The organism is Streptomyces sp. NPDC029152, assembly GCF_055564355.1.
Window position 1 is genome coordinate 1 of sequence record NZ_JBVHWR010000036.1, and the last position, 22,335, is coordinate 22,335.

The 22,335-nt window shown below is 69.6% G+C and carries 22 protein-coding genes and 5 pseudogenes; 12 read left to right on the forward strand and 15 right to left on the reverse strand.

Annotated features, from left to right (window positions below; all coding sequences use genetic code 11):
• Window positions 1-171: 171 nt before the first annotated feature.
• Both ACZ4V6_RS35255 and ACZ4V6_RS35260 read right to left on the reverse strand, forming a co-directional pair.
• Window positions 172-507 carry a hypothetical protein gene (locus ACZ4V6_RS35255; protein WP_467835172.1) on the reverse strand — a complete coding sequence of 112 codons (336 nt, stop codon included), beginning with the start codon at window positions 505-507 and terminating at the stop codon, window positions 172-174.
• Between the two features lie 915 nt (window positions 508-1,422).
• A pseudogene (locus ACZ4V6_RS35260) lies at window positions 1,423-2,156 on the reverse strand (transposase).
• A gap of 592 nt (window positions 2,157-2,748) precedes the next feature.
• On the opposite strand from ACZ4V6_RS35260, the gene ACZ4V6_RS35265 reads away from it, so the two are divergent.
• Window positions 2,749-2,985 (forward strand): hypothetical protein, encoded by a 237-nt coding sequence (locus ACZ4V6_RS35265; protein ID WP_467835175.1) that lies wholly within the window; start codon window positions 2,749-2,751, stop codon window positions 2,983-2,985.
• On the opposite strand, the gene ACZ4V6_RS35270 is transcribed toward ACZ4V6_RS35265, so the two are convergent.
• Together ACZ4V6_RS35270 and ACZ4V6_RS35275 are read right to left on the reverse strand one after the other, a co-directional pair.
• Window positions 2,980-3,267 (reverse strand): SHOCT domain-containing protein, encoded by a 288-nt coding sequence (locus ACZ4V6_RS35270; RefSeq protein ID WP_467835177.1) that lies wholly within the window; start codon window positions 3,265-3,267, stop codon window positions 2,980-2,982. The two genes, ACZ4V6_RS35265 and ACZ4V6_RS35270, sit on opposite strands and share 6 nt — an antisense overlap.
• Window positions 3,268-3,301: 34 nt before the next feature.
• Window positions 3,302-3,763 (reverse strand): DUF6325 family protein, encoded by a 462-nt coding sequence (locus ACZ4V6_RS35275; RefSeq protein ID WP_467835178.1) that lies wholly within the window; start codon window positions 3,761-3,763, stop codon window positions 3,302-3,304.
• A 57-nt stretch (window positions 3,764-3,820) separates the two neighbouring features.
• Here ACZ4V6_RS35275 and ACZ4V6_RS35280 point away from each other — a divergent pair, with 57 nt between their 5' ends.
• Window positions 3,821-5,257 carry a hypothetical protein gene (locus tag ACZ4V6_RS35280; protein ID WP_467835181.1) on the forward strand — a complete coding sequence of 479 codons (1,437 nt, stop codon included), beginning with the start codon at window positions 3,821-3,823 and terminating at the stop codon, window positions 5,255-5,257.
• Here ACZ4V6_RS35280 and ACZ4V6_RS35285 read toward each other — a convergent pair.
• The 7 genes and pseudogenes from ACZ4V6_RS35285 to ACZ4V6_RS35315 form a co-directional block, all read right to left on the reverse strand.
• Window positions 5,231-5,779 (reverse strand): DUF389 domain-containing protein, encoded by a 549-nt coding sequence (locus ACZ4V6_RS35285; RefSeq protein WP_467835183.1) that lies wholly within the window; start codon window positions 5,777-5,779, stop codon window positions 5,231-5,233. The genes ACZ4V6_RS35280 and ACZ4V6_RS35285 overlap by 27 nt on opposite strands.
• Window positions 5,780-5,873: 94 nt before the next feature.
• Window positions 5,874-6,281 carry an SHOCT domain-containing protein gene (locus ACZ4V6_RS35290; RefSeq protein WP_467835186.1) on the reverse strand — a complete coding sequence of 136 codons (408 nt, stop codon included), beginning with the start codon at window positions 6,279-6,281 and terminating at the stop codon, window positions 5,874-5,876.
• Window positions 6,278-6,658 (reverse strand): carboxymuconolactone decarboxylase family protein, encoded by a 381-nt coding sequence (locus ACZ4V6_RS35295; RefSeq protein WP_467835187.1) that lies wholly within the window; start codon window positions 6,656-6,658, stop codon window positions 6,278-6,280. The genes ACZ4V6_RS35290 and ACZ4V6_RS35295 overlap by 4 nt, the downstream gene beginning before the upstream one ends.
• 226 nt (window positions 6,659-6,884) lie before the next feature.
• Window positions 6,885-7,576, reverse strand: a pseudogene (locus tag ACZ4V6_RS35300) (transposase family protein).
• 189 nt (window positions 7,577-7,765) lie between these two features.
• Complete coding sequence (locus tag ACZ4V6_RS35305) at window positions 7,766-8,878, reverse strand: terpene synthase family protein (RefSeq protein WP_467835189.1); 1,113 nt, start codon at window positions 8,876-8,878, stop codon at window positions 7,766-7,768.
• A 117-nt stretch (window positions 8,879-8,995) separates the two neighbouring features.
• The gene (locus ACZ4V6_RS35310) at window positions 8,996-9,856 is read right to left on the reverse strand and encodes an ABC transporter permease (RefSeq protein WP_467835192.1); all 861 of its coding nucleotides are present in this window, start codon (window positions 9,854-9,856) and stop codon (window positions 8,996-8,998) included.
• Window positions 9,853-10,458, reverse strand: coding sequence for an ATP-binding cassette domain-containing protein (locus ACZ4V6_RS35315; RefSeq protein WP_467835193.1), 606 nt, complete (start codon window positions 10,456-10,458; stop codon window positions 9,853-9,855). Before ACZ4V6_RS35315 ends, ACZ4V6_RS35310 begins: the two co-directional genes overlap by 4 nt.
• A 319-nt stretch (window positions 10,459-10,777) precedes the next feature.
• Between ACZ4V6_RS35315 and ACZ4V6_RS35320 the strand changes: the two are divergent.
• The 6 genes and pseudogenes from ACZ4V6_RS35320 to ACZ4V6_RS35345 form a co-directional block, all read left to right on the forward strand.
• Window positions 10,778-11,302: pseudogene (locus tag ACZ4V6_RS35320) on the forward strand (transposase); the annotation flags it as partial.
• 96 nt (window positions 11,303-11,398) lie between these two features.
• Window positions 11,399-12,337, forward strand: coding sequence for a MerR family transcriptional regulator (locus ACZ4V6_RS35325; protein WP_467835196.1), 939 nt, complete (start codon window positions 11,399-11,401; stop codon window positions 12,335-12,337).
• 565 nt (window positions 12,338-12,902) lie between these two features.
• Window positions 12,903-13,034 (forward strand): annotated as a pseudogene (locus ACZ4V6_RS35330) (IS110 family transposase); the annotation flags it as partial.
• A gap of 252 nt (window positions 13,035-13,286) precedes the next feature.
• On the forward strand, window positions 13,287-13,547 hold the full coding sequence (locus ACZ4V6_RS35335; RefSeq protein ID WP_467835198.1) for an urea transporter: 261 nt from the start codon (window positions 13,287-13,289) through the stop codon (window positions 13,545-13,547).
• 379 nt (window positions 13,548-13,926) lie between these two features.
• Entirely contained in the window at window positions 13,927-15,417 is a 1,491-nt protein-coding gene (locus tag ACZ4V6_RS35340; RefSeq protein ID WP_467835199.1) for a hypothetical protein, read from the forward strand.
• A gap of 349 nt (window positions 15,418-15,766) precedes the next feature.
• Window positions 15,767-16,076 (forward strand): annotated as a pseudogene (locus ACZ4V6_RS35345) (transposase family protein); the annotation flags it as partial.
• Between the two features lie 93 nt (window positions 16,077-16,169).
• Here the strand turns inward: ACZ4V6_RS35345 and ACZ4V6_RS35350 are convergent.
• Window positions 16,170-16,289, reverse strand: coding sequence for a DUF6126 family protein (locus ACZ4V6_RS35350; protein ID WP_467835200.1), 120 nt, complete (start codon window positions 16,287-16,289; stop codon window positions 16,170-16,172).
• An 11-nt stretch (window positions 16,290-16,300) separates the two neighbouring features.
• Window positions 16,301-16,909 (reverse strand): helix-turn-helix domain-containing protein, encoded by a 609-nt coding sequence (locus ACZ4V6_RS35355; protein ID WP_467835203.1) that lies wholly within the window; start codon window positions 16,907-16,909, stop codon window positions 16,301-16,303.
• A gap of 339 nt (window positions 16,910-17,248) precedes the next feature.
• On the opposite strand from ACZ4V6_RS35355, the gene ACZ4V6_RS35360 reads away from it, so the two are divergent.
• Window positions 17,249-17,527 carry a hypothetical protein gene (locus ACZ4V6_RS35360; protein ID WP_467835204.1) on the forward strand — a complete coding sequence of 93 codons (279 nt, stop codon included), beginning with the start codon at window positions 17,249-17,251 and terminating at the stop codon, window positions 17,525-17,527.
• Here ACZ4V6_RS35360 and ACZ4V6_RS35365 read toward each other — a convergent pair.
• Together ACZ4V6_RS35365 and ACZ4V6_RS35370 are read right to left on the reverse strand one after the other, a co-directional pair.
• A complete protein-coding gene (locus ACZ4V6_RS35365; RefSeq protein ID WP_467835205.1) occupies window positions 17,497-18,402 on the reverse strand; it encodes an MBL fold metallo-hydrolase in 906 nt (301 codons plus the stop codon). The genes ACZ4V6_RS35360 and ACZ4V6_RS35365 overlap by 31 nt on opposite strands.
• Before the next feature lie 20 nt (window positions 18,403-18,422).
• Window positions 18,423-19,691: an MFS transporter gene (locus tag ACZ4V6_RS35370; RefSeq protein ID WP_467835208.1), complete on the reverse strand. Its 1,269-nt coding sequence runs from the start codon at window positions 19,689-19,691 to the stop codon at window positions 18,423-18,425.
• A gap of 130 nt (window positions 19,692-19,821) precedes the next feature.
• Between ACZ4V6_RS35370 and ACZ4V6_RS35375 the strand changes: the two genes are divergently transcribed.
• From ACZ4V6_RS35375 to ACZ4V6_RS35385, 3 genes are all read left to right on the forward strand, one after another.
• A complete protein-coding gene (locus tag ACZ4V6_RS35375; RefSeq protein WP_467835209.1) occupies window positions 19,822-20,031 on the forward strand; it encodes a hypothetical protein in 210 nt (69 codons plus the stop codon).
• Window positions 20,018-21,409: an amidase gene (locus ACZ4V6_RS35380; protein ID WP_467835211.1), complete on the forward strand. Its 1,392-nt coding sequence runs from the start codon at window positions 20,018-20,020 to the stop codon at window positions 21,407-21,409. The genes ACZ4V6_RS35375 and ACZ4V6_RS35380 overlap by 14 nt, the downstream gene beginning before the upstream one ends.
• Before the next feature lie 311 nt (window positions 21,410-21,720).
• The gene (locus ACZ4V6_RS35385; RefSeq protein ID WP_467835213.1) at window positions 21,721-22,296 is read left to right on the forward strand and encodes a TetR/AcrR family transcriptional regulator; all 576 of its coding nucleotides are present in this window, start codon (window positions 21,721-21,723) and stop codon (window positions 22,294-22,296) included.
• Window positions 22,297-22,335 lie beyond the last annotated feature (39 nt).

The window sequence follows — 22,335 nt, forward strand, 5'->3', positions numbered from 1 at the left end:
CGAACATGCGCCGCCGCGAGTCCTCGCTCAGGACGCTGACGGAATCGATGGCGCTGCCGGCCCTGTCGGCCCGCACGGTCTGATCGGAAGCCACAAAACCACGATAACCCCCATCGACGTAGGCACAAGTTTTCCTTCTGACCTGATGTTCTGTGTTTCTTGACGACCTACTTAAATAAAACCAAGGCTTATTAGTGGAGGTGGAGGGAGGTTACTGCGGTGCCCGATGAGCCACAGCTTCAGGCGAAGCGACCGGTCAACGCCGCACTCGCCGGCCCGTACGGCCACCCGTTCCATCCAGACGCCGTCCTGCAGCGAACCGTGCCGGTGCAGCAGGAGGACGGTGTTGCAGCGGGAACAGGGCCGGGCCGGCTGTTCCTCGTCGTCGCGCGCGGGGCTCAGCCGGGCGAGTTCTTCGTCGCTGACGTGGTCCAGGCTGCCGTCGACGTTGCCGACACGGTGGAAGGAGCCGTAGAGGCGTACGACATAGCGGCAGGTGAACGACATACCAAAGGGCCTTCTGCCAGGTTGGGGGGTGACGCGAGCCATCACGATCCGCCGGCGCGTTGATCAGCATCAAGAGGTCCGCGGCTGCTGATCGTCGTCCACGCCGGCGTCCCGTCCGGGTGAGCGAGTGCCATGACGGCCTGCCTGGTGCGGCGCACGGGCGCGTTCGACGCGGCCGGGGTGGCGGGGGTGGTGGGAGTGCCCGGCCGGGCGGCGGCAGTGCCGGGCCGTCCGGTGGGCGGAGCGGGGAGCGGGCTGGCCCGCCAGCCACTGACACGCCACACGGCATCCGTGCTGCGCCGGCTGCCCTCACCGCCTGGCGACCACCTCCTCCTGAGTCCTCGCAGCGGACCGGACGGGTCTGTTTCGTCCAAGGCAGCCCGCACCGCCGAGGCGAAGCTGCCGAGACGCTCGGAGACCATGGTCGCCTCGACGGCGCGGCGCTCTACGAACTTGACGTTGCTGTCTGCCGCACCCAAGGAATCGCGCCGGGCGAGAAGAGTCTTATGCACCGAGTGGAGACCCAGGCGGACACTGCGGGCAGCCTGCTCCACCGACTCGGGCCCCTCGACTGCAAGGCCGGCCCAAGCTGCCTGTACCAGAACCAACCGATCTTGCGCGACCCGGAGCCGCCGATCAGTCTCCGACACATCCGGAGCATCGCCTATCAGTGCACGTGCAGCCGTCTTCAGAGCGCTACGCGACTCGTTGGCCGGAGCCAGGAAGGCACTGTACGCGTCTCGCCGCAGTTGCCTGCGCCACTGGGAGTGCTCAACCTTGGCTTGTCCCTCCAACTGCCGCCGAGACGCGCCACTGGAGATCGCGGACGCGATAACGGTACTGAGGACACCTGCCGTTGCACCCAATAACGCTGCAAGTCCCTGATCCGTAAAGGCAATTATTCATCGAGCTTCTTCAGCGCCGCCGCTCCGGGGTGAGGACGGCTTTGGCGGTTGGCGTCATGCGGTCCGGGCTGCAGCGGGCTCTGCGGAAGGCCTGCCAGGACTTCAGGCGAGTGACACCGCGTTCGACCGGTGTCCGTGCCGCGGCCAGGGCCCGGTTGACGGTCTTCTCGGTGGGGGTGGGTTCCTGCAGGGGCCTGCGTTTGATGCCGGTGGTCAGCCTGGGGCCACCGCTCTGGTAAGCGGGATCGGTCAGGACGGGGACGTCCTGGCGCTCGCAGGTGCGGATGATGCGGTGGGTGCAGTGGGTGCGGGCTGGGGGGTGCCCCGGCCGGAGGGTGGGGGAGGTCAGGTCGTGGGCCCGGTCCGGCAGCGCGGGTGAGAGCCACAGCAGCCGGCCCTCCGGATCGGTGACCACCTGCACGTTCACTCCGTGCCGGCGGTGTTTGTGGGAGTGGTCCGCGCGTGAGTCGCCGACCCGGTCGCACGCGGCGAGGGTGCCGTCCAGCAGGACGAAGCCGGGACCGGCCTCGCGCAGGACCTTCAGCAGACCCGGCGCGCGCTGGACGAGCAGGTGGATGACGGTGCTGGTGCAGGCGTGGGCGGTGGACTCGCTGGTCCCGAACCCGGCAGCGATCTTCGCCGGCGTGGTGTGCTCGCGCAGGTACACCAGTGCCGTGCCGCCATCGCGCGCTGGGACGGGCGGAGCTTGCAGCGCCGGTCACCCTCACGGGTGACGATGAGCATGGTGACCCACTCCACGAGCGCATGCGGCAGGCCGAGTGCGGCGGGATGGATGACCGACGAGGCCTCCGGACTGCGTGATTGAGACGTCAGACATCTCGGTCAACTGCCCGGGGACCTCACTCGTTGTGCTTGGCGGGCGTCACCTGATCGGGGCCCGGCTCGAAGAAACTCAGTGCCGAAGAGCACTGCGTGGTCATTGTGCTCCCGACACGTGAAGCGGGGCCGCTGGCCGCCTGGCTGACCCGCCACCCCGGCGTGGAGATCATCTGCCGGGACCGGACGGGCGCCTACGCCGAAGGTGCCTGCCGCGGGACTACCAGTGCTCTCCACTGCCACAGCCGAGGAATGGAGCGCACCGGCAGCGGGACGGGAGTCCCTCACGATCGTTGCCCACGAGGCGGGGACGTCCCGGCCGATACGGGCCGGGGGGAGGATGACCGATCCTAAGGGATTCACTGCGTAAGGCACTGCTCACCGCCACCTTGGCGGCCGCACTGGTGACGCCACTACTCGCGAGCACCGCGAACACGGCCACGGCATCGACGGTCGTCGACACCTTCACCTGTGGCAAAACCTACCGCGCGGGCTACTGGTGGATCTCTACCCGACGACCGGCATCAAACTCCGAACCGGCCCGGAAGCCGGATACGCCGCTCTCGGCCTGCTCGTGAAGGGGATCGGGGCAGAGGGCCGCTGCAAGGCCAAGAAGGCAGGCTGGATGCGCGCGATGGCAGGGCTGTATCCACTGACCTCTGTCCCCTGGTACACATCCGATCCGGGCCATCAGCAGCCGGCGGACGGTGCCGTCGTCACGGCGAGCCGGTCATGACCCGAGGATCGTGCGCTTCTGTTCCTCGAACTCGGCTTCCGTGAGCACGCCCTGGCTCTTGAGCTCGCCGAGTTGCTTCAGCTGTTCGATCCTGCTGGTCATATCGGGGGCCTCCGGCTCCTGAGGCGGTTCGGCCTGGTACGCCGGTTGCGCTGGGGGCGCCTCGTAGCTCTGCTGCGCCGCCCATCGCCCCTGCTGCCTGCGTGTCACGCGGTTCGACACGGCGGTCGCGGTTCCGGAGACGATGGCGGTGCGCGCGACCCCACGGATGAGACCTGGCATGGCTGTGTCCCTTCTGCCCTGGTGATCTCGCTGCCTAGTGAGCGGCCTCGATCGCCTCGATCGCCTCGAGGGCGGCGACGAGGGCGGGCACCGGGATCCGCCCGGAGGCGACCATCCGGGCCCCGCCGCGGCGCAGGGCGGCGGCGAAGGGGGCGGCCCACAGGTTCTCGTAGACGAGGATGCCGGCGGAACTGCCGGGCTCCAGCGCGGTGGCTGCCTCCTCGATGTCGTCCTGACCCAGGAGTCCTGACGACACACCCTCGAAGACGGCCAGCTCGGGGTTGCTGTCGCTGGTGAGGTCGGTGATCTCCATACCGGTCACGGATCCGTCGTCGTCCTTCCTGACGAACATCAGGTCCAGGATCCGGATGAGGCCGCGGTCCACGAGATCGACGAGGATGGGGAAGCCCTCGCCGGTCATGCGGTTGCCGGGGAACTCGACGACCAGGTAGTCGATCGGGCCCACTTCGCCCATTTCTTCGGATTCGTCGCTCACGGTGTCACCTCTGGTGCTCGTGGCTGCCCCCTGTGACACCCCCGCTCCACCTCTCCATTGCATCATCGGGCCGCGCCCGCCGCACCTTGGTACTCCGGTCACTCGCCTGGGTTCGCCCTGGTCGCGCAGAGGGCTCCGCACGGATCTGCTGGGGCCATGGACGACGGTGGTGACGAAGGGCTCTCGGCACGTGAACGCGGCGAGATGGACGAGTTGCGCCGGCGGGTGAACGCGCTGGAGAGTGCCGGGCCGGCCCGGACGACGCGGCATCATCCGCTCCGCTCGCTCGGCTCTGTCCTGCTGATCCTCCTCGCCGGGCTGCTGTCGCTGTTGTCCGTCGTCGCGGTGTGGGCGAACAGCATCGTGCAGGACACGGACCGCTACGTCGCCACCGTCGGGCCGCTGGCGAGCGATCCCGACGTACAGAAGGCGGTCACCAACCGGGTCACCTCAGCCGTGCTGGCGCAGATCGACGTGGACGCGCTCGTCAAAGAGCTGACGGACGCCGCCGCCCAGCAGGGGGTCCCGCCGCGGCTGGCCAAGTTGCTGGGCGATCTGGACGGCCCGATCGAGAACGGGCTCAAGCAGCTGGTCAACGGTGCGGTGGAGCGGGTGGTCACCAGCAGCGCCTTCGAGACGGTCTGGGTGAACGCCAACCGCAGGGCGCACGCAGCATTGGTCCAGGCCCTGACGGGTCAGTCCGACAGCGCCGTCGAACTGGTGGACAACCAGGTCGTCGTCGACCTGGGGCCGATCGTCGCCGACGTGAAGAAGCGGCTGGTCGACGCCGGTCTCTCGGCCGCAGCGAAGATCCCGGCCGTCCACACCGACTTCGTGGTGTTCGCGTCCAAGGACATCGGCGAGATCAAAATCTACGTGAGAGTGCTGGAGATCCTCGGCGGTTGGCTGCCCGTCATCGCACTGCTGATCGCCGCCGCCGGTGTATATGTGGCGTTCGACCGCCGCCACGCACTGATCGGGGTCGCGTCGGCGGTGTTCGTCGCCATGCTGGTGCTCGGTATCGGCCTCACCGTCGCCCGTGACGTCTATCTCGACCATCTGCCTCCTGGGGCTTCCCAGGCCGCCGCGGGGACTGTGTACGACGCCCTGGTCAAGTTCCTGCGGGCGGGCGTGCGGGCGCTCGCCGGGGTCGCTCTCTTCACCGCCGCCGGCGCCTTTCTCACCGGTCCGTCCCGGTTCGCCGTTCTCACACGCACCGGTTGCCGCAGGGCCATCGGCGGCCTGCGCGACGTGGCGACGTCGGCGGGGCTCCGTCTCGGCGCGGTGGGGCGGTTCGTCCATCGCTTCAAGCGCTGGATCGGGGCGGCCATCCTGGTGATCGCGGCCGTCGTCCTGTTCACCTGGAGCTACCCGACCACGGCGGTCGTGGTGTGGACCGCGGTGATCACCCTGGCGGGCTTCGCCATCCGTGAGTTCCTGGATGTTCCCTCCGCATCGACCGCCGACTCAGACGCCGAAGCCCCCGCACGCTGACGCCCGCCCCGGCCGTGCCGTACGACCGCTCGGTGAGGCCCGCCGCTCCGCACAGCCCGGCGGCAGTTCTCCGGGGGCACGGACGTGGAGGTACAGGTCCGGTACTGGGTGTCGACACTCGTGACGGACGCGCACGGCTCGTCGGCGAGCAGCATGACGGCGACGCCCCGGCAGGCCGGCCAGGCCGGTCGCCAAGGCGGTGATCAGGTCCGTCAGGCCCGGCGACGTCCGCGACGAGACCTGGCTATTGGGCAGCAGGTCGTAGTGGTGGAGCAGCGTCACGGGCATGACCATGCCGACCGCGGTCACCAGCAGGCACGCGAGGAGGACGACCGCGGCGGGTCCGGTGCGGTGGCGCTGCACCGACCCGAGGGCGGTGCCCATGACGGATGTGGGGAGCGGCGCTGTGATCACGGCGCTGCTCACGGTCGCCGTCGAGTCCGTGAGCACCCCGTCGACCGCAATGACCGCAGACAGTGTCAGCGTGGTCCAGAAGATCGGACGCCTGGACGTGCTGTCCACGGAGGGCAGGATCGGATCTTGGGTCAGTTGGTCCAGCGAGCGGCGTCGAGAGGCCGGCAGGACACGGGCACACGACTGCCGCCCAGCCCTGGGCTCAGCGGAGGATCTTCTCCTTGGCCCGCTGGAACTCGGCGTCCGTGATGTCGCCCCTGGAGCGGACCTCGGAGAGTTTGGCGAGTTGCTCCGCCTCGTTTCCGGGCGCCGCGCCGCTCCCGGCTGTCTCGCGGATGTAGTCGTCGAACGCCTGCTGCCGGGCCTGGGCGTGCCGCACCTCGCGGTCGCCCATGCCCTTGCCACGGGCCAAGACGTAGACGAACACGCCGAGGAAGGGCAGGAGGACCACGAAGACAAGCCACCCCGTCTTGCCCCCGCCACCAAGCGTGTCGTCCCTGAAGATGTCGCCGATGATCCGGAAGAGCAGAACGATCCACAGGACCCACAGGAAGACCCACATGATCGTCCAGAAAGCCCCGAGGACCGGGTAGTCGTAGGCCAGATTCATGTCTCCACTCCTTTTCCCTCTCCTTCGTCGGGCAGCACCGAGCCGGGCAGCAGGGGCAGTCCGAAGGCCTCTGCGATACCGCGGGCGGCGGTGACCACACGAGCGCTGCCGACGACGGGGGCGATGGCCACGAGAGTGCCCTCGATCTTCTCCATGGGCACGCCGATCTCGTCGGCGGCGCCGACGTTGAGCAGGTACGAGGCGGAGGAGGCGTTCATGGCCACCAGCGCCGCGATGCGGGTCAGCAGGTACGTCTCCGGGTCCAGACCGGATCGTTCGAACGCGTTCAGCGTCATCTGGACGAGGGTGTCGAAGACGGGCGCCCCTGCCTCGCCCGGGGTGTCGGCACCCTCAGCCCCGACGGTCTCCCTGGTCATCCGTCGGCTCCTTCCCACCGGCTCGCCACCCGTCGGTGTCCTGCCGTCCAGTCAGTCATGAACCAGACCCGTCGGTTACCCTCGTTGTATCGAGTCCGGACCGGCCGCCTTCCCACTATGGCCACTCGAGGCTCGTCCGGCCTCACCCGTAACGGGCGACACGCTCCGGGCACGGTCAGCCAGATCGCACCGGCGGGCGTTCGACGGCACCGCACAGTGAGCTCTTTCAGCGTCGCCTCTCCAGGGTGAGGGCGGCGGCGGCGATGGCGGTCATGTGGTTGGGGCTGCAGCGAGTTCTGCGGGAGATGCGCCAGGACCTCAGTCGCGCGACGCTTCGTTCGACGGGTGCTCGTGCCGCTGACAGAGCTGGTTGACCGTCCGCTGGGTCGGGTTGAGGTCCTGGTGTGGAAGGCGTCTGATCGGTGTGGTCACCCAGGAGCCGGCTCCGATGCAGGTACGGTCTGTGAGGACGGGTACGCCCTGGCGTTCGCAGATCCGGATGATGCGGTGGGTACGGGCTGCGGTCAGATCGTGGGTGCGGCCGGGCGAGGCGGGCGAGATCCACAGCGGATTGCCCGCGGGACCGGCGATGGCCTGCACGTTCACGCCGTGGCGGCGGTGCTTGTGGGAGAAGTCGGCCCGACTGTCGCCGACCCGGTCGCACTCGACGAGCGTTCCGTCGAGCAGGACGTGATCGGGTTCGGCTTCCCGCAGGGCCCGCAGCAGGCCCGGCGCCCTGCGGGCGAGGTGGCCGACGACGGCGGTGACGTAGGCGTGGGCGGTGCCGACGGATATGCCGAAGCCGGCGGCGATGTGCGTGAGCGGGTCGTGCCGACGGAGGTGGACCAGGGCGACGAGAACACGCTGATGTAGCCGGAGCTTGCAGCGGCGGCCACCCTCACGGGTGACGATGAGCATGGTTACCCACTCGACCAGGGCGTGAGGCAGGACGGGGAACCGACGAGGCTCCTGCGCTGTGAGTTGGGACGCCGAACACCTCCCTCAACGGCACAGGAGCCTCGTGCGTTGCGGGGCGCCGGCCGGTCACCCGATCAGTGGCCACTCTGAAAGAGCTCAGTCCCCGGCACGACTCTTTCGGAGGGGACTTCAGCAGTGGTCCCACCACCAGGAGATGCTCGGGTAGGGCAGAGGACTGGTGTCCATGGTCGACGGCGAGGGTGCCCAGCAGGCAGGGGTCTTGACGACGTCTTCCAGGATCATGCGTTGTGCGGGTGACGGGTTGTAGCGCGGCGCACACAGGTTGGCTTCGGTGTTGGAGACGATGAAGTGACCGAGTCGCTCGATGAGATACTGCAGAGGCGGTTCGGCCGAGGGCGTCAGGCGCTCGCGCAGACGGAGAAAGAGAAGCATCAGGCGGTCGCGCGTCTCGATCGCAGCAGCGACGGCCTGGTCGAAGGAAAGCCCACGAGCCGCTTGCAGGACGCCCACGAAATTCGGGGAGGTCTGGCCTTCCGCTTTCTCCTTGTGGAAGGAGGCGACATCGTTTTCTACTGCGACAAGCAGAGTTGTACACATGATCAGGGCTTGAACTGCCGGTGCGTTCCACTCCTCGTCCGGGATGGGGGCAGGCCCGCACATCCCGATCCATGCGGCATACACGGAGCTGCCGATGTCGTGCATGCGCACCGCGAGGTACTCGTCTTCGGTGGGTTCGTCAAGGTGAAGCTTGTGCACGCCGCTGGTGAGCAAGCAGCGGAGCCCGGTGCTCAGGCGGGCCACCTGTGTCGGTGTGCACTCCGCGCGCAGCTGTTCCATCACGTCGTGTACTGCTGCGACATATGGGTCGTCATTTTCTGTCACGCGGTATCCCGGAGATTCCAGAACATGCGTGATCTGGCCCACGAGGCGGATGATTTCGCTGCGCCGACTGGGCGCGTCTGCGTGATCGAGCACCTCGTCGTCGATGACGAGCGCCCACTCAATCATGCAGCCGATGCCGTGAAGCACTGCCTTGCTGGTCTCCGGGGCGGAGAACCTTCCGAGGCACCAGGCCAGGACAGTTCCGCGGGATTGTCGGGCCGTGGGGACCGACTCCTTGGGAAAGAAGTCGTACGTCTCCTTCCACGCTTGGACTTGGGCCGCGACGTCTGTAGGGACGTGGGAGACCTGCGGCACCGGCGAGGGGTAGTAAAAGCGCGGCGTACTACCCTGCTGAGCCGGGATCCCGGACCGGCTTGCTTCCGTCGTGCTGCTGCTCATGCGTGCTCCTTCGTTCGGTGCGGAGTCCTGAGAGTGAGGGACAGAATGCGTGCTTACTGCGATCGGCCGGCGAGTGCTGGTTCCGCTCGGCCGGGTGAATGCGGCGGCCGCCGCCGGTTACGGGGAGCCCGGTGAGGAGTTCTGGCTGGCAGCTGGTGTCTGCTGGGCTTCAAGGAGCGCAGCGTCGCGTGGTTCCTCGGGCACGGGGCGGCCTGGTCGGGGCAGGGCGTTGCGGGTGCGGTGGTGGAAGGCCACCAGGCCCAGGAGTGCGGTGGCGGCGAACCACAGCAGTTGCAGAACGAGGTAGGCGGGCACGGGGGCGGTGGAGAAGCCGGCCGCGGTGGCGGCTTGGACGGAGCCGTAGGTGGGCAGCAAGCGTGTCAGCGGGTTGTCGGCGCCGGCGCTGACCATGGGGTTCTGCAGGGCGACGTCGATGACGCTGGTCATCACCAGGGCGAACATACCCTCGACCTCGCGGCGCAGCAGGGATCCGAAGACCACGCCGAGGGCGCCGTAGGTCAGTGCGGCGCAGAGCAGCGCGGCGGCGAGCAGGGAGGGCTGCTTCGGTGCCCAGGCGATGCACATGACCGCGGTGGCGTATACGGCCAGGACCGTGGACGCCAGGGCCAAGGAGGCGACCTTGGCCAGGACGAGATGGGTGCGGGGGTAGCCGGCCATGGTCAGGCGCCGGTCGAAGCGCCCGCCGGTGAAGGTGGCGGCGAACATCATGAACCCGGTGACCAGGGTGACGGCGTTGAGGGCCCCGGTGATCTGCGTCAGCTCGTTGCCGGCCGGCGCCAGCCTCTCTCCGGTGGCAGCCAGTTGGAACGGGGTCGCCTTACCGGGGATGGCGAGGTAGACCAAGCCGACCCAGGTGGGAATGAAGAAAACGACCAGCAGCACGGCGAACCGGTTACGGGCATGCTCGATCAGGCTGTACCGGGTGGCTGTGGTGAACAGGCTCAGGTGTCCCCTCATGCCGCTGCCCCTGCTTCCCGACGCAGCGCGCCCGCCTCCAGGCGCCACAGCTCATCGAGGCGTTCGCTGTCGTAGGCCAGGTGGGAGATGATCAGGACGGAGCGGCCGGCGTCGCGCAGGTGGGCGGCCAGTTCCCAGAACCTCTGGTATGTGTCCCAGTCGAAACCCTGGTAGGGCTCGTCCAGCAGCAGAACCTGCGGATCGTGCATAAGCGCGAGCGTCAGGTTCAGTTTCTGCCGGGTTCCGCCGCTGAGGGACCCGGCGCGCACGTCGGCGTACTGGGAGAACTGCAGAGCCTCCATGACCTTCTCGGCATGCCGCAGGTCGGCCAGCGCGAAGGCCGTCTTGAAGAACTCCAGGTGCTGCCGGACCGTCAGTGCGTCGTTGAGGACCACCTCTTGCGGGCAGTAGCCGAAACGCCCTCGGTGACGCACCGCGCCATGATCCGCCCGCAGTTCGCCGGCAAGGATCTTCAACAGGGTCGTCTTGCCCGCACCGTTCTCGCCGACGACCCCTACCAGTACACCCGGTACGAGATCCAGGTCGACACCCCGAAGGACCACCCGCCGACGGTAGGCATGACGCACTCCCCTTACCTCCACCGCGCTGCCCCCCAGCCCATCTTGTAAGTACTGACACCATGTCGTCTGCCAATCTGACGGCACGGACACGGCAAGAGCCGCAGCTTCGATGCCAAACCGCCCGAAACGGTGAAACGGTCGTCTTCACAGCTCGATTGGCCCGTGACTGCACCTGCGCCGAGAGCAGTTCGGAACATCGGAAAGGGAAGGACGAGGACGGGATCGACGCGTTCGCAGACATTCGGAACGCCTGATCACAAGCTCGTAGCGCGTGCGGTGGGCAGAGGCACGACCGCGGCTCGATGGCGCAGGGCGCCTTTTGCGGCAGCGATTGCGGTGCGAGACAGGGCTCGATCACTCCGCTCGCGTCCCGGCGATCACCCAGCACTCGATCCGCGTAGGCCGCACAGGTCCGAGCCCCGTGGACCGGGACAAGCCGGGTTCCAAGATGCGCGTCCTGTCGGACGCGCACGGACTGCCCCTCCTCGTCGGCGTCTTGGCCGGCAACATCCACGACAGCGAAGGACTGAAACCGATGGTGGAGGCTCACCAAACGGGACGCGACCCCCACCTCGGCCGGTACTTCAAACCCCAGCACCTGCACGCGGACAAGGCCTACGACCGTGCTGACCCGCGCAGGTGGCTCCGCGGGAAGCGCATCGGCGTGCGCATCGCGCGCAAAGGCATCGAGTCCGGCGAACGATCAGGACAACGCCGCTGGGTCATCGAGCGCACCATGTCCTGGCTGTCCGGCTACCGCCCTCTCAACCCCCGCTGCGCACGCGGTCCCCGCAACTACCTGGCCTTTCTCGGACGCGCCGCCGCCCTGTGCTGCTACAAGCGACTCGTCCGCCTCACCACGTAGGACACGGTCTCAGCACCTCGGAGGCTATCTCGGTCGTGGGGTCCAGCTGTGAATAGCCTTGAGTCTCCAGTGACTGGAGACAGCAGAGTTGGGGGCATGGACGTCACGCCCCTCTACTCGATCGGGGAGCTTTCCCGGCGGACCGGCTTGTCCGTGAGGACCATCCGCTTCTACTCCGATTCGGGGGTGGTGGCGCCGACTACCCGAAGTCCCGCCGGTTACCGGCTCTACGACCTCGACGCACTGCTTCGCCTGGAACTTCTGTGCACACTGCGCGAGCTGGGCATGGACCTGGCCACGATTCAACGGGTACTGGACCGCGAACTCTCGATGGCGGAGGTCGCCGCGGCGCACGCCGACGCCCTGGAGGCCCAGATCCGGGTACTGCAACTGCGTCGAAGTGTCCTGCGAGTCGTGGCCGGTCGCGACACCGATCCCGAGGAGATCAAGCTCATGCACAGGCTCACACAGTTGTCCGGCGAGGAACGCCGACGTCTGATCGACGACTTCGTAGATGACACTTTCGGCACGGTGGATGCCGACCCGGCTGCGGTGGCCCTGGTCCGCGCTGCCGTTCCCGGACTTCCCGATGATCCGTCCAGCGAGCAGATCGCCGCGTGGGTGGAGCTCGCCGGGCTGGTCGGAGACGAAGAGTTCCGGGCCCGGATGCGCCGGATGGCCATGTGGCAGGCCGCTGGGCGTCCGCTCGCCATCGAGAGCGAAGCGGGTGAGGAACTGATGAAGTTCACCCGTCAGACGGTGGCCGCGGCCATGGAGTCGGGAATAGACCCCCTCAGCAACAGGGCCGTACCCGTCATCGACGACCTCGTGCACCGCTTCGCCGAGGTGTTCGCGCGCACCCCTGACACGGAGTTCCGGGGCTGGATGGCCCAGCAGTTCGAAGAGGCACACGATCCCAGGGTGGACCGGTACTGGCGGCTGGTGTGGATCGTCAACGGCTGGCAGGTGGTGCCGAACCTGATCCCGGTGTACCCCTGGCTCATCCAGGCCCTGCGAAATGACCGCGCCGCATAGTCACCGCAGTGGAGACGTTCTCGGAACTCCCGCCGCGGCGCCGTCACTCTCGCGACGGGTTCTGGGAACCGGCTGTTCGAAGAGCAGGGCCCCCGACTGACGGCCACACACCTCTGTCCGCCGTGGCCGGGACAGCACGCCCACCTGTCCTGGCCTGGCCCGGGAAGGAACAACCAGCAGCCGGGCCGGCACCATGCGTGCACTGGCGGGATGAAACAGCCCTGGATCTGGCGTACCAAAGGTCCCGGCTCTGACTGACGGCGGGATTGAAGGAACGGCCCATAACGTGGGCCTCCCCCATTACCTCCTTGGTGGTCCGCAATGGGGCGCTCGGCCTTCGGAGTTGGCATGTCCTTCTCCCTCTGTCGAACATATGGCCTGGGGGTGGTGTCACCAGCTCCGAAGGCATCGACAGACCGCTGATCAGGGGTATGACCACCGACCTTCCCGCGGGTCGGGAGGCTCTTCGTCATCTGGATGTGGCGATAGGTGCCGCGGGACGGCCGGACGGGGACAACCGGAGGAAGCACGTGATCGACGTCAGCGGCATCGGCTCTTCCTCGGCCTGGACGTCGGCAAGGGCGAACACCACGCCACCGCCGTCTTCCCGGCCGGGAAGAAAGCCTTCGACAAACGGCCGCCCCACAGCGAACCGAAGCTCCGCGAGATCTTCGGGAAACTGCGAGGCCGGGGCGCGGCGGGTGCGCTCGGGGCGGTCGGGGTCCACCAGTCGGGGCGTACGACGTAGCGCCAGGTGGACGGCATAGCGGAACCCCCTTCCGGAGTGGAGCGCTGACTCGAACAGTCACGATCCGCCCGCCCGTTGCACATGGCCAAGGACCCTGCACCGACACGGCTCACGCGAAGCCGGGGACCGACGCCTGGGCGGGCGTTCTTCTACAACGTCTCCTCGATCTTCTTCCTGGAGCTGTGACACGTAAGGGCGCTGTTGCTCGCAGGCGTCTCCCTGGCGAGCAAGGCGGCCGGGCTGGTCGTCTGCGCGGGCAGCCTGGCCGCCGTCGTGACGGCGTGGACGCTCGGGGCTCCGGCCGAGCTGATCGCCGACGGCACCATGGGCTGCAACGCGGTACTGGTCGCGTTCGCGCTGTGCGGGTGTTCCTGCCGGCAGCGCCGGCCATGCTGCTGTGCGCTCTCCTCGGCGCCGTCACCGCGACGGCTCTGCCCCCGGCCGTCGCCGCGCTGCTCGTAGCGTCCGGCGGGCGCATCTTCTCGTGGCCGTTCGTACTGACGATGCTCGGTTTCCTGGCCGTCTCCCCTTCCTTCCCGAGGCTGACCGGCACGGAGTCGGGCGCACGTACGGGGTGCCCGACTCGCGCTTCATCAGCGAGAGGGCCGAGGTGATACGTCGGGTCACGTCGTTCGGCCGCCCCTTTGTGGCACCACCGTCGGTCGAAGTGATGTGCGTCTCGAGTTTCAATTGTGAGGCGGGGGTGACAGTTGTTGATTTGTCTCGGATCATTGGCGACGTTTCGTGTCTACAGACGCCACGCGTGCGCGGTGGCGCGCCGACATCAGGGGTGGGATCAGCGTTGAACAACACGTTAGGAAGAGGCGGCAGGCTGACGGCGGTGCTGCTGGCGAGTGCGCTGGCCGGGGCGGCGCTGACGGCGGCCCCCGGCACCGCGTTCGCGGCGGGGGCCGCCGACCCGGGCACCGTCGCGGCGGCCGTGGTGCCGTCGGGGCCGGGCATGGAGCTGCCGGCCGCGTCGTTCACGCAGATGGCGGTGGACGAGGCCAGCCAGCGCGTGTGGATGGCCGGTGACCGGGTCTACCCGGACGGGTCGCGGGACGGGGAGCTGGTCGGCGTCCTCTACGGAGGTGCCGGGCGGGCCACCGCGAGTGCGCATCTGGCCGCCCCGCTGTCCGGCGTCGCGGTAGAGCCGGACGGTTCGAAGGTCTATGCCGGGCAGTCGAGCCACATCGCGAGTTTCCAGCACGACCGGGGGTCACTGGACCCGCTCGACCCGATTCCGGCGCCGGCCGACGGCTGTGGGCGGGAGCTGGTGCACACCGGTGGGCGGTTGTTCTTCACCAGTCGGCCCTCCACTTCGCCCGGGGGCTGCGCCGAAGGGCTGGGCAGTGTCAGCGTCGCCGGGGAAGCGGAGGGCGGCGAGGCCGGGGAGGTCTTCTACTCGGGCGCCCCGCTCCATCTCGAGGGAGGGCCCGGAGGTCTGCTGGTGACCGCTCCGGAGCGTCCCTCCCCGGCCGACGACCCCGACCTGGGCATCTACAGGGTGACGGACGGGGCGGACGGGAACGTGCTGGAGTTTCTGGGCGAGCGCCGGTTCACCGAGGACGGCACGGGAACGGGCATGGACTTCCGGGACGCCGACTTCTCCGCGGACGGCTCCGTCCTCGCGGTGGCCGACGGGGGCCGGGGGACCGTGCTGCTCAGTGGCCAGGACGCCCGTTTCCTCGAGAACCCCTACATGCCGCTGCCCCAGGGCGTGGCGCCCACGGCCGTCGCCTTCAGTCCCGACGGCAAGTGGTTCGCCCAGGGCGGCGCGGCGTCAGGCGATGAGGCCGACCTGACGTTGGCGTTCGCCGACTCGTCGATCGAGCGGCAGCCGCTGCGCATCAGCTTCGAGGACGAGGCCGCCGGCCACCGCGTGGTCCCGCGAGGCATGGAGTTCTCCGGGGACGGACAGCAGCTCTTCGTCGTGACCTCCAACCACGAGGGCACCAAGTTCTGGCTGCACACCATTCAGACGCGGGAGGCCCTGGCCCCGTCACGCATCGTGGACGTGACGCACGGGCCGGCCGTCGCCGGGGAGACGTTCAGGGTGACCGGACGGCTGGACCTGGACGGACTGGCTCCCACCGAGACGCCGCGGATCACGGTGCAGCGGCTGAACGGCGCGGAGTTCGCCGAGCTGCCGCCGGTCCCAGTCGCCGAGGACGGGACGTTCGTTCTGGAGGACGTCCTGCCGGACCAGGCCGGCAACGTCCAGTACGTGCTCGGTTACGCGGGTGACGAGGTGCACTACCTGTCGGAGCACTGGCTCGTGGTGGACACGGTCGAGGCGTCGAGCACGCCGACCCGCGGCGGCCGCCAGTAGTTGCGCGGCGCCACGGACTTCTCGCGCTCCGGCGGATCATCAATGAGGTGAGCGGCCCCGGCAGAGGTCCGAGGGTCCGTGCGGTCTCCTCCCGTGCCATATGGGAGGGCCGTCCTCCCGGCGCCCCCGTGGCAGGGAGGACGGCCCCGGCCCTCGCCCGGTGGCAGCCCGACGTTCGACCAGGGCGGACTCGTCGGTGTGAAGTGCAGGTGGCAGCGGGGATGCGCCGGCAGCCACTGAGCCTTCACCAACCTCAGGCGTGAGGTGTTCAGCTGGATCCACAGATGGGTGAAGCCCCTGGTAGACGGGTTCACGACCAAGATCATCCGGTACCCGCCAGAGGCTCCACGTGCTTGTCCACCCGTGTGGGCTGAACGTGTCCAGTCGATCCCTGTCCTTGCATACCGCTCGTCCGCGAGAACACCGTCGTCGGATCGGAAGTCGTCGGCGCCGGCTCCCGGTCGTCCGGCATGCCCCGCTGGTGGTGGCGCATCTGCGGAACGAGGCCACATATGCCCAGCTCGCGACGGACTTCGGGATCGGGACAAGCACGGTCTACCGCTACATCAGCGAGACCGTCGACCTGCTGGCCGCACTCGCACCCGCCCCTCGAGGAGGCCCCCCAGGCTGCTTCGACGAAGGCGTACGTCCTGCTCGACGACCCGCATCACCGCCATCCAGGCCGTCCTCGCCCTGCTTCAAGCCAGCTCAACCGCAGGATGGAAAAGGCTCAGTCCTGACGGCGCCTGCCCCTACTTCGCGCCCATCTCGAACAGCAGCCAGATGAAGGCCGCGAAGAGGTGGCCGACGACGAGGTAGACGACCAGACGTACCCAGATGGCACGCGGGAACTTCTCTTCGAAGTCTGCCATGACAGGTCTCCTTAGGTGATGTGCTCCGCCACCGAGTCGAAGCACAATGTGGTGGGGCTTTGCAGCAGGGTGTGGACGAAGAGCAGTTCGACTCCGTCACGGTCGCCCGCAGCGAGGCGGTGGGCGGTCAGTGAGTCGAAGTGGGCGCTGTCACCTGCCGCCAGGGGATGTATGGCGTCTCCGAGGTGAAGTCGCAGCCGTCCGTCGAGGACGTACAGCCATTCTTCGCCGGGGTGTGAGCGCACAACATCGCTTTGGGTTCCGTAGGGGATGCGGACCCGCAGAGCTTGCAGGCTCCGGTGTGGTGCACTGGCCTGCTGGTAGGTCCAGCCGCCCGAATGGGTCGGTTCCACGTCGGTTGCCCGCATGACCGCGTCCCGGTGGGCGGCTCTTTCGAGCAGCAGGTCGGAGACGGTCGTGTCGTGGACACGGGCCAGCGCGAGCAGTGCGGGCAGGGAGGGCTGCCGTTGCCCGGTCTCCATCCGGGACAGGTGGGCGGGTGACAGTCCGGCGGCCCGGGCTGTGGCTTCCAAGGTGAGGGAAGCACCCAGTCGCAGGGCGCGAAGCTGTGGTGCGACCGTTGGCAGGTGGTCGGCCCTGTCTGGCTCATAAGGGCTCATGCATCCATTAAGGCCAGCATTTGCCTGCTGAGCAAAATTTTTGCCTGTCAGGCAAGACGTCAGGGGTTCCGCCTTCGTGCACGACCTTGAGCTGCGGTTGCCTGTTCCGGTTCGGGGCGCACGCGCGGTGCGGACGGCTGCCGTCGTGCTCTCGGGACACCCGGTCCGGGTGGTCAAGGGGCGAGACGAGCGTTCTTTCCTGGCTCCGCAGGCGGCGAGCGATCCCTGTCGTGACCCTCGCAGGGAGAACGGCGGTGCTCGATCGCCACCGCATCGGCGTCCCGTCTGCGCAGGCAGCCTTACACGGTGGCCGCCTTGGCGTGGGCGGCGGCATGCCGAATGCGCGAGCCCACCAGTACCGAGGCCGAGCACGGCGCCGTCACCGTCGACGGGGCCCTGCACCTGGGCTTGCCCCCGGTCACGGCCACCGTCCTCGACCGGCTGCGCGACGAGGCGGCCACGCAGGAGGACCTCGCCCGTCCGATGACCGCGGCGGTCGGTGTGCGACGGGCCGCCGGCGTACCGCTCCGGCGACGCCGGGAGTCGCGGTTCGTCGTCCGCCGCTTCCTCCAGGAACCGAGGCCCGGTCAGGCCGCGGGGACGGGCAGCAGTCGGTAGGCGTCCCCGTGGGCGACGACCCGGCCGGCGGTGGGCGGGGCGAAGTGGGTTCCGAGCAGGAGGGTGTCGGTGCCGACGAGGGAGGCGAGCAGCGTGCGGCGGGTGGCCTCGGCTTGCTGGGGGTCGATGTCGACGCAGGCGCCGATGCCGGGGTGGGCGAGCTGGACCGGGTGGTGGAGGCAGTCGCCGGTGATCAGCGCCGTCTCACCCCGGCTGGTCAGTTCGACGGCGACATGGCCGGGGGTGTGACCGGGAGTCGGGAGCAGGCGCAGGCCCGGGACGATCTGCACGCCGTCGGCCGGGACGTCGACCAGGTCGAGCAGGCCGGCTCGCTCGACCGGGATCACCGAGTCGCGGAACATCTGGCGGCGCGCCTCGTCCATGGCGTACCCGGCCCAGAACTCTCGTTCGGCGCGGGCGGTGAGGTAGCGGGCGGCGGGGAAGGCGGGGATCCACTCGCCGTCCACCTGCCGGGTGTTCCAGCCGACGTGGTCGGCGTGCAGGTGGGTGAGGACCACCAGGTCGACGGCCTCCGGCGGGAATCCGGCCGCAGCGAGGCGCTCCGGGTAGTCGGTGCGCAGGTCGTGCCAGGCCGGGTTGGCCCGCTGCTTCCCGTTGCCGATGCCGGTGTCGACGAGCACGCGCAGCCCGTCCACGACGAGGGCGAAGCTGTGGCTGTCCAGGCGCAGCACGTTGTCGGCGTCGGCGAAGTGGGGGTGCAGCCAGTCCTGGCCGGCCACCACCTCGGGGGTGGCGTCGGGCAGCAGCCACGACCCGGTCGGGGGCGGCAGCGGGATCTCGTCGATGCGGTGGACGGTCACCTCGCCCACGGTCCAGGAGGGAATGGTGGCGGCGTTGGCGGGGGGAGTCTGCATGACTGCCGTTCCTTTGCTCTTCAGCGGAGATGGTCGGTTGTGGGGTGGGCCGCGGCTGCCCTGCGCCGTGACCCGGCGAGCGCCGTCAGGGCGGCGACGGCGAGGAGGGCGGCGATGACGGCGTAGGCGTGGGAGGTGCTCCCGAGCCCGTAGCGCTGGGTGGCGGCGCCCGCGGCGATGGCGGGCAGGCTCATGGAGAGGTAGCTGAGAACGTAGTAGGCGGCCAGGGTCGACGCGCGGTCCCGCTCGTCGTGCGGGGCGAGGAGCAGGCGCAGCACTCCTTGGGAGACGGCGCCGAAGGCCGCCCCGGCCAGGGCCGCGCCACCGTGGACGGCGGGCAGTCCGGCGCCGTGCAGGCCGCTCAGGGTCAGGGCCGCGGCGGGCAGGACGGCCAGGCATCCGCCGGTCGCGGTGGCGAGGGGCCCGGTGTGGCGCAGTGCCCACACGGTGAGTGCGGCGGTGGCGCTGAGGGTGAAGAAGACCATGCCTCGGGCCGCCTGCGGGGCGTCGGGGGCCACCAGGCGGACCAGGGCCGGGCCGAGGGAGGAGTAGAAGCCTCCGAGCGCCCAGACGGCGACGACCGCGGTGCCGGTGGTCAGCAGGGTGCGGCGCGCCACAGGCGGGAGGCCGAGGTGCGGGCGCAGCGACCGCAGTGCGCCCGGGCGGCGACGGGCCGTCTCCGCGGTGAGGGCGACCGCGATCGCCTGAGCCGCGAACAGCATGGCCAGCAGCGCGTAGACGGTGACGGTGGGGGCCGGGGCGAGGCGAACGAGGAGGGTGGAGCCGAGGACGCCCGCGGCCATGCCGGCGACCGGGGCGAGGGTGTTGGTCAGGGCGGAGCGGCCCGGGCGCCGGGGGTCTTCCAGGTCGAGGAGGGCCGCGCCCGCAGCACTGGTGGCCGCTCCGGTGGCCACTCCCTGCAACAGGCGGGCCGCCGTCAGGGAGCCCGCGCCGTCCGCCGAGGCCAGGAGGACCATGGAGGCGGCCTCCGCGACCAGGGCGCCTGCCAGGACGGGGCGTCGTCCCAGGTGGTCGGAGAGCGCTCCGGTGGTGAGCAGGGCCGACAGCAGAGCCAGCGCGTACGCGCTGAAGACCACGGTGACGGCAAGTGCGGAAAGACCCCACCGCTCCTGATAGAGGGGGTACAGCGGTGTGGGGGCGCTGGACGCGGCCAGGAGGGCTGCCAGGATCGACGCGTCAAGGACGAAGGACGCCGCACGGTTCTTCCCACGGGGACGGCCGGCCTGGAGTGGGCAGCGCGCGGGTGTGCCGGACAGGACGCCGGACATGGGACTCCTTCCCATAAAAGCAATGGATTTGCTTTAGTGCGACGATAGGACCTACCGTCGCACTAAAGCAAATCCATTGCTTTTGACGCGGGGTGCTCCGCCGCCCCGGTCCCGACCAGATGAGGGATCCGTGCCTTCCGCCGAACTCACGCCGTCCGAGGCCGCCCGCTGGGCCGCCCGGGCCGGACTTCCACTGCCCGACGACCGCCACTCCGCGGTCGCGGCCACCGCCGACCACATCCACTCCGTCGTCGCTGTCCTGCGCGAGCTGGACTTCGGGGACACCCCGCCTGCCGCCGCCTACCGGGCGGGAGAGGAGAAGCGCGATGAAGCCGCATGAGCTGACCCTCGCCGCCGCCGCGACCGAGATCCGGGAACGGCGGCTGTCCCCCGTCGAGCTCGTCGACTCCGTCCTCGACCGCATCGGCCTGGTGGAACCCCAGGTCAGGGCCTACGTCACGGTCTCAGCAGAGCAGGCCCGCAGCGCGGCGCGCGAGGCCGAGCGGGAAGCGGCCCGGGGTGTGTTCCGCGGGCCGCTGCACGGTGTCCCGGCCGGCCTCAAGGACCTGATCGACGTCGCCGGAATACCCACCACCGCCAGCTCCCGCGTCCGCGCCGACCACCGCGCGACCACCGACAGCACGGTCGCCGCCCGACTGCGGGCGGCCGGCGCGGTCCTGGTCGGCAAGACGCACACCCACGAGTTCGCCTACGGTCTGACCACCCCGCAGACCGGCAACGCCTGGGACAGCGGCCGGATCGCCGGAGGCTCCAGCGGCGGGTCCGCCGTCGCGGTGGCCGCCGGGGCGGCGACCTTCGCCCTCGGCACCGACACCGGCGGGTCGATCCGGGTTCCCGCCGCACTGAACGGCGCGGTCGGCCTCAAGCCCACCTACGGGCTGGTGCCCCGCCACGGCGTCACCTCGCTGTCCTGGTCGCTCGACCACGTCGGGCCGATCACCCGCACCGTCGAGGACGCGGCCCTGGTCCTGGCCGCCCTCACCGGGCACGACCCGCGCGACCCCGCCTCGCTGGACACCCCCACCGTCGACCACCGGCCGGAACGCGAGCCTGACCTGACGGGCGTGCGCGTCGGCGTCCCGAGCAACTACTACTTCGACCACGTCGACCCGGAGGTCGCGGCCGCCGTCCACCGCGCCATCGCACAGCTGGAGGCGCTGGGCACCCGGCTCGTCGAGGTCGACATCCCGATGACCCGCTACATCCAGGCCACCCAGTGGGGTCTGATGGTGCCGGAGGCCACCGCCTACCACGAGCGCACCCTGCGCACCGTCCCCGAGCTCTACCAGGCGGACGTGCGGGTCCTCCTGGAGGCCGGCGAACTGATGAGCGCGGGCGACTACCTGCGCGCCCAGCGCGCCCGGACGCTGATGCGCGAGGCGTGGGCCCGCCTCCTGGAGGAGGTCGACGTGATCGCCGCCCCGACCGTACCGATGACGGCGGTCCCGGCCGCACAGGAGACCGTCACCTGGCCCGACGGCAGGGTCGAGGCCGTCTCCGACGCCTACGTCCGCCTCTCCTCCCCGGCCAACATCACCGGGGTGCCCGCCCTGTCCGTCCCGGTCGGCCACGACGCGGCGGGCCTGCCCATCGGCATGCAGCTGATCGGCCGGCCGCTCGGCGAACGGACGCTGCTGCGGGTGGGCCACGCCTACGAGCGGACCCAGCCCGCCCGGGCGCTCGCGCCGGTCGCCTGAGGACGACGGGTGGGCCGGTGGGCCGGGCCGGAGCCGTCCGGCCCGTCCCACCCACCATCGCGACGGACAGGGAGTTTTCCGACCCCACCACCACCTGAGCGGCCCGGGCGACGCTGCCGGCCGGGGCCGGTGCCGATCGAGCCCCTGCGCACCACACCGACGGGCGGCGATCACGGACGAGGGCGGACGGCGGCGGCAACGACCCCGCGGCCCACCTCGGCGGCAAGGGCGGCGTCGACCCCCATCAGCAGGTGATCACCGTGCCGCCTGGGCGCCTCCTAAACGCAAAGCCTGCGCTTTAAACTGGCGCCATGAGCCGCAAGCAGATGACACGCCCCGGCGGGCGCAGCGCCCGGGTCCAGGCCGCGGTGCACTCCGCCGTACGTGAACTCCTGGCGGAGGTGGGGCGCGACGCGCTGACCGTCCCGCTGGTCGCCCAGCGCGCCGACGTCACCCCGTCGACGATCTACCGCCGCTGGGGGGGCCTGGCCGAGCTGTTGTCGGACGTCGCGGTGGAACGCCTGCGCCCCGACGGCGAGCCGGAGGACCACGGCGACCTGCGGTCCGACCTCACGGCCTGGGCCGAACAGTTCCTCGACGAGATGGCGTCCGGCTCGGGCCGCGCCTACGCCCGGGACGCCCTGCTCGGCGACCCGGACGGCAGCAACGCGGGCCAGTGCTCGGCCTACGCGGCCGAACAGATCAACACCATCCTCGCCCGTGCGGTCCGCCGCGAGGAGAACACTCCCGACCTCGAAACAGCCATGGACCGCGTCGTCGCCCCCATGATGTACCGCATCCTCTTCCGCCCGGCCGGCCTCGATGCCGCGTACGCCCGCCGGCTCGTGACCGACCTCCTCGACGCCCCCGCAGCGGGCGCCCGATAGCCGGGTACCGCCGGTCCCGCGACTCGACCGTACGGCCGG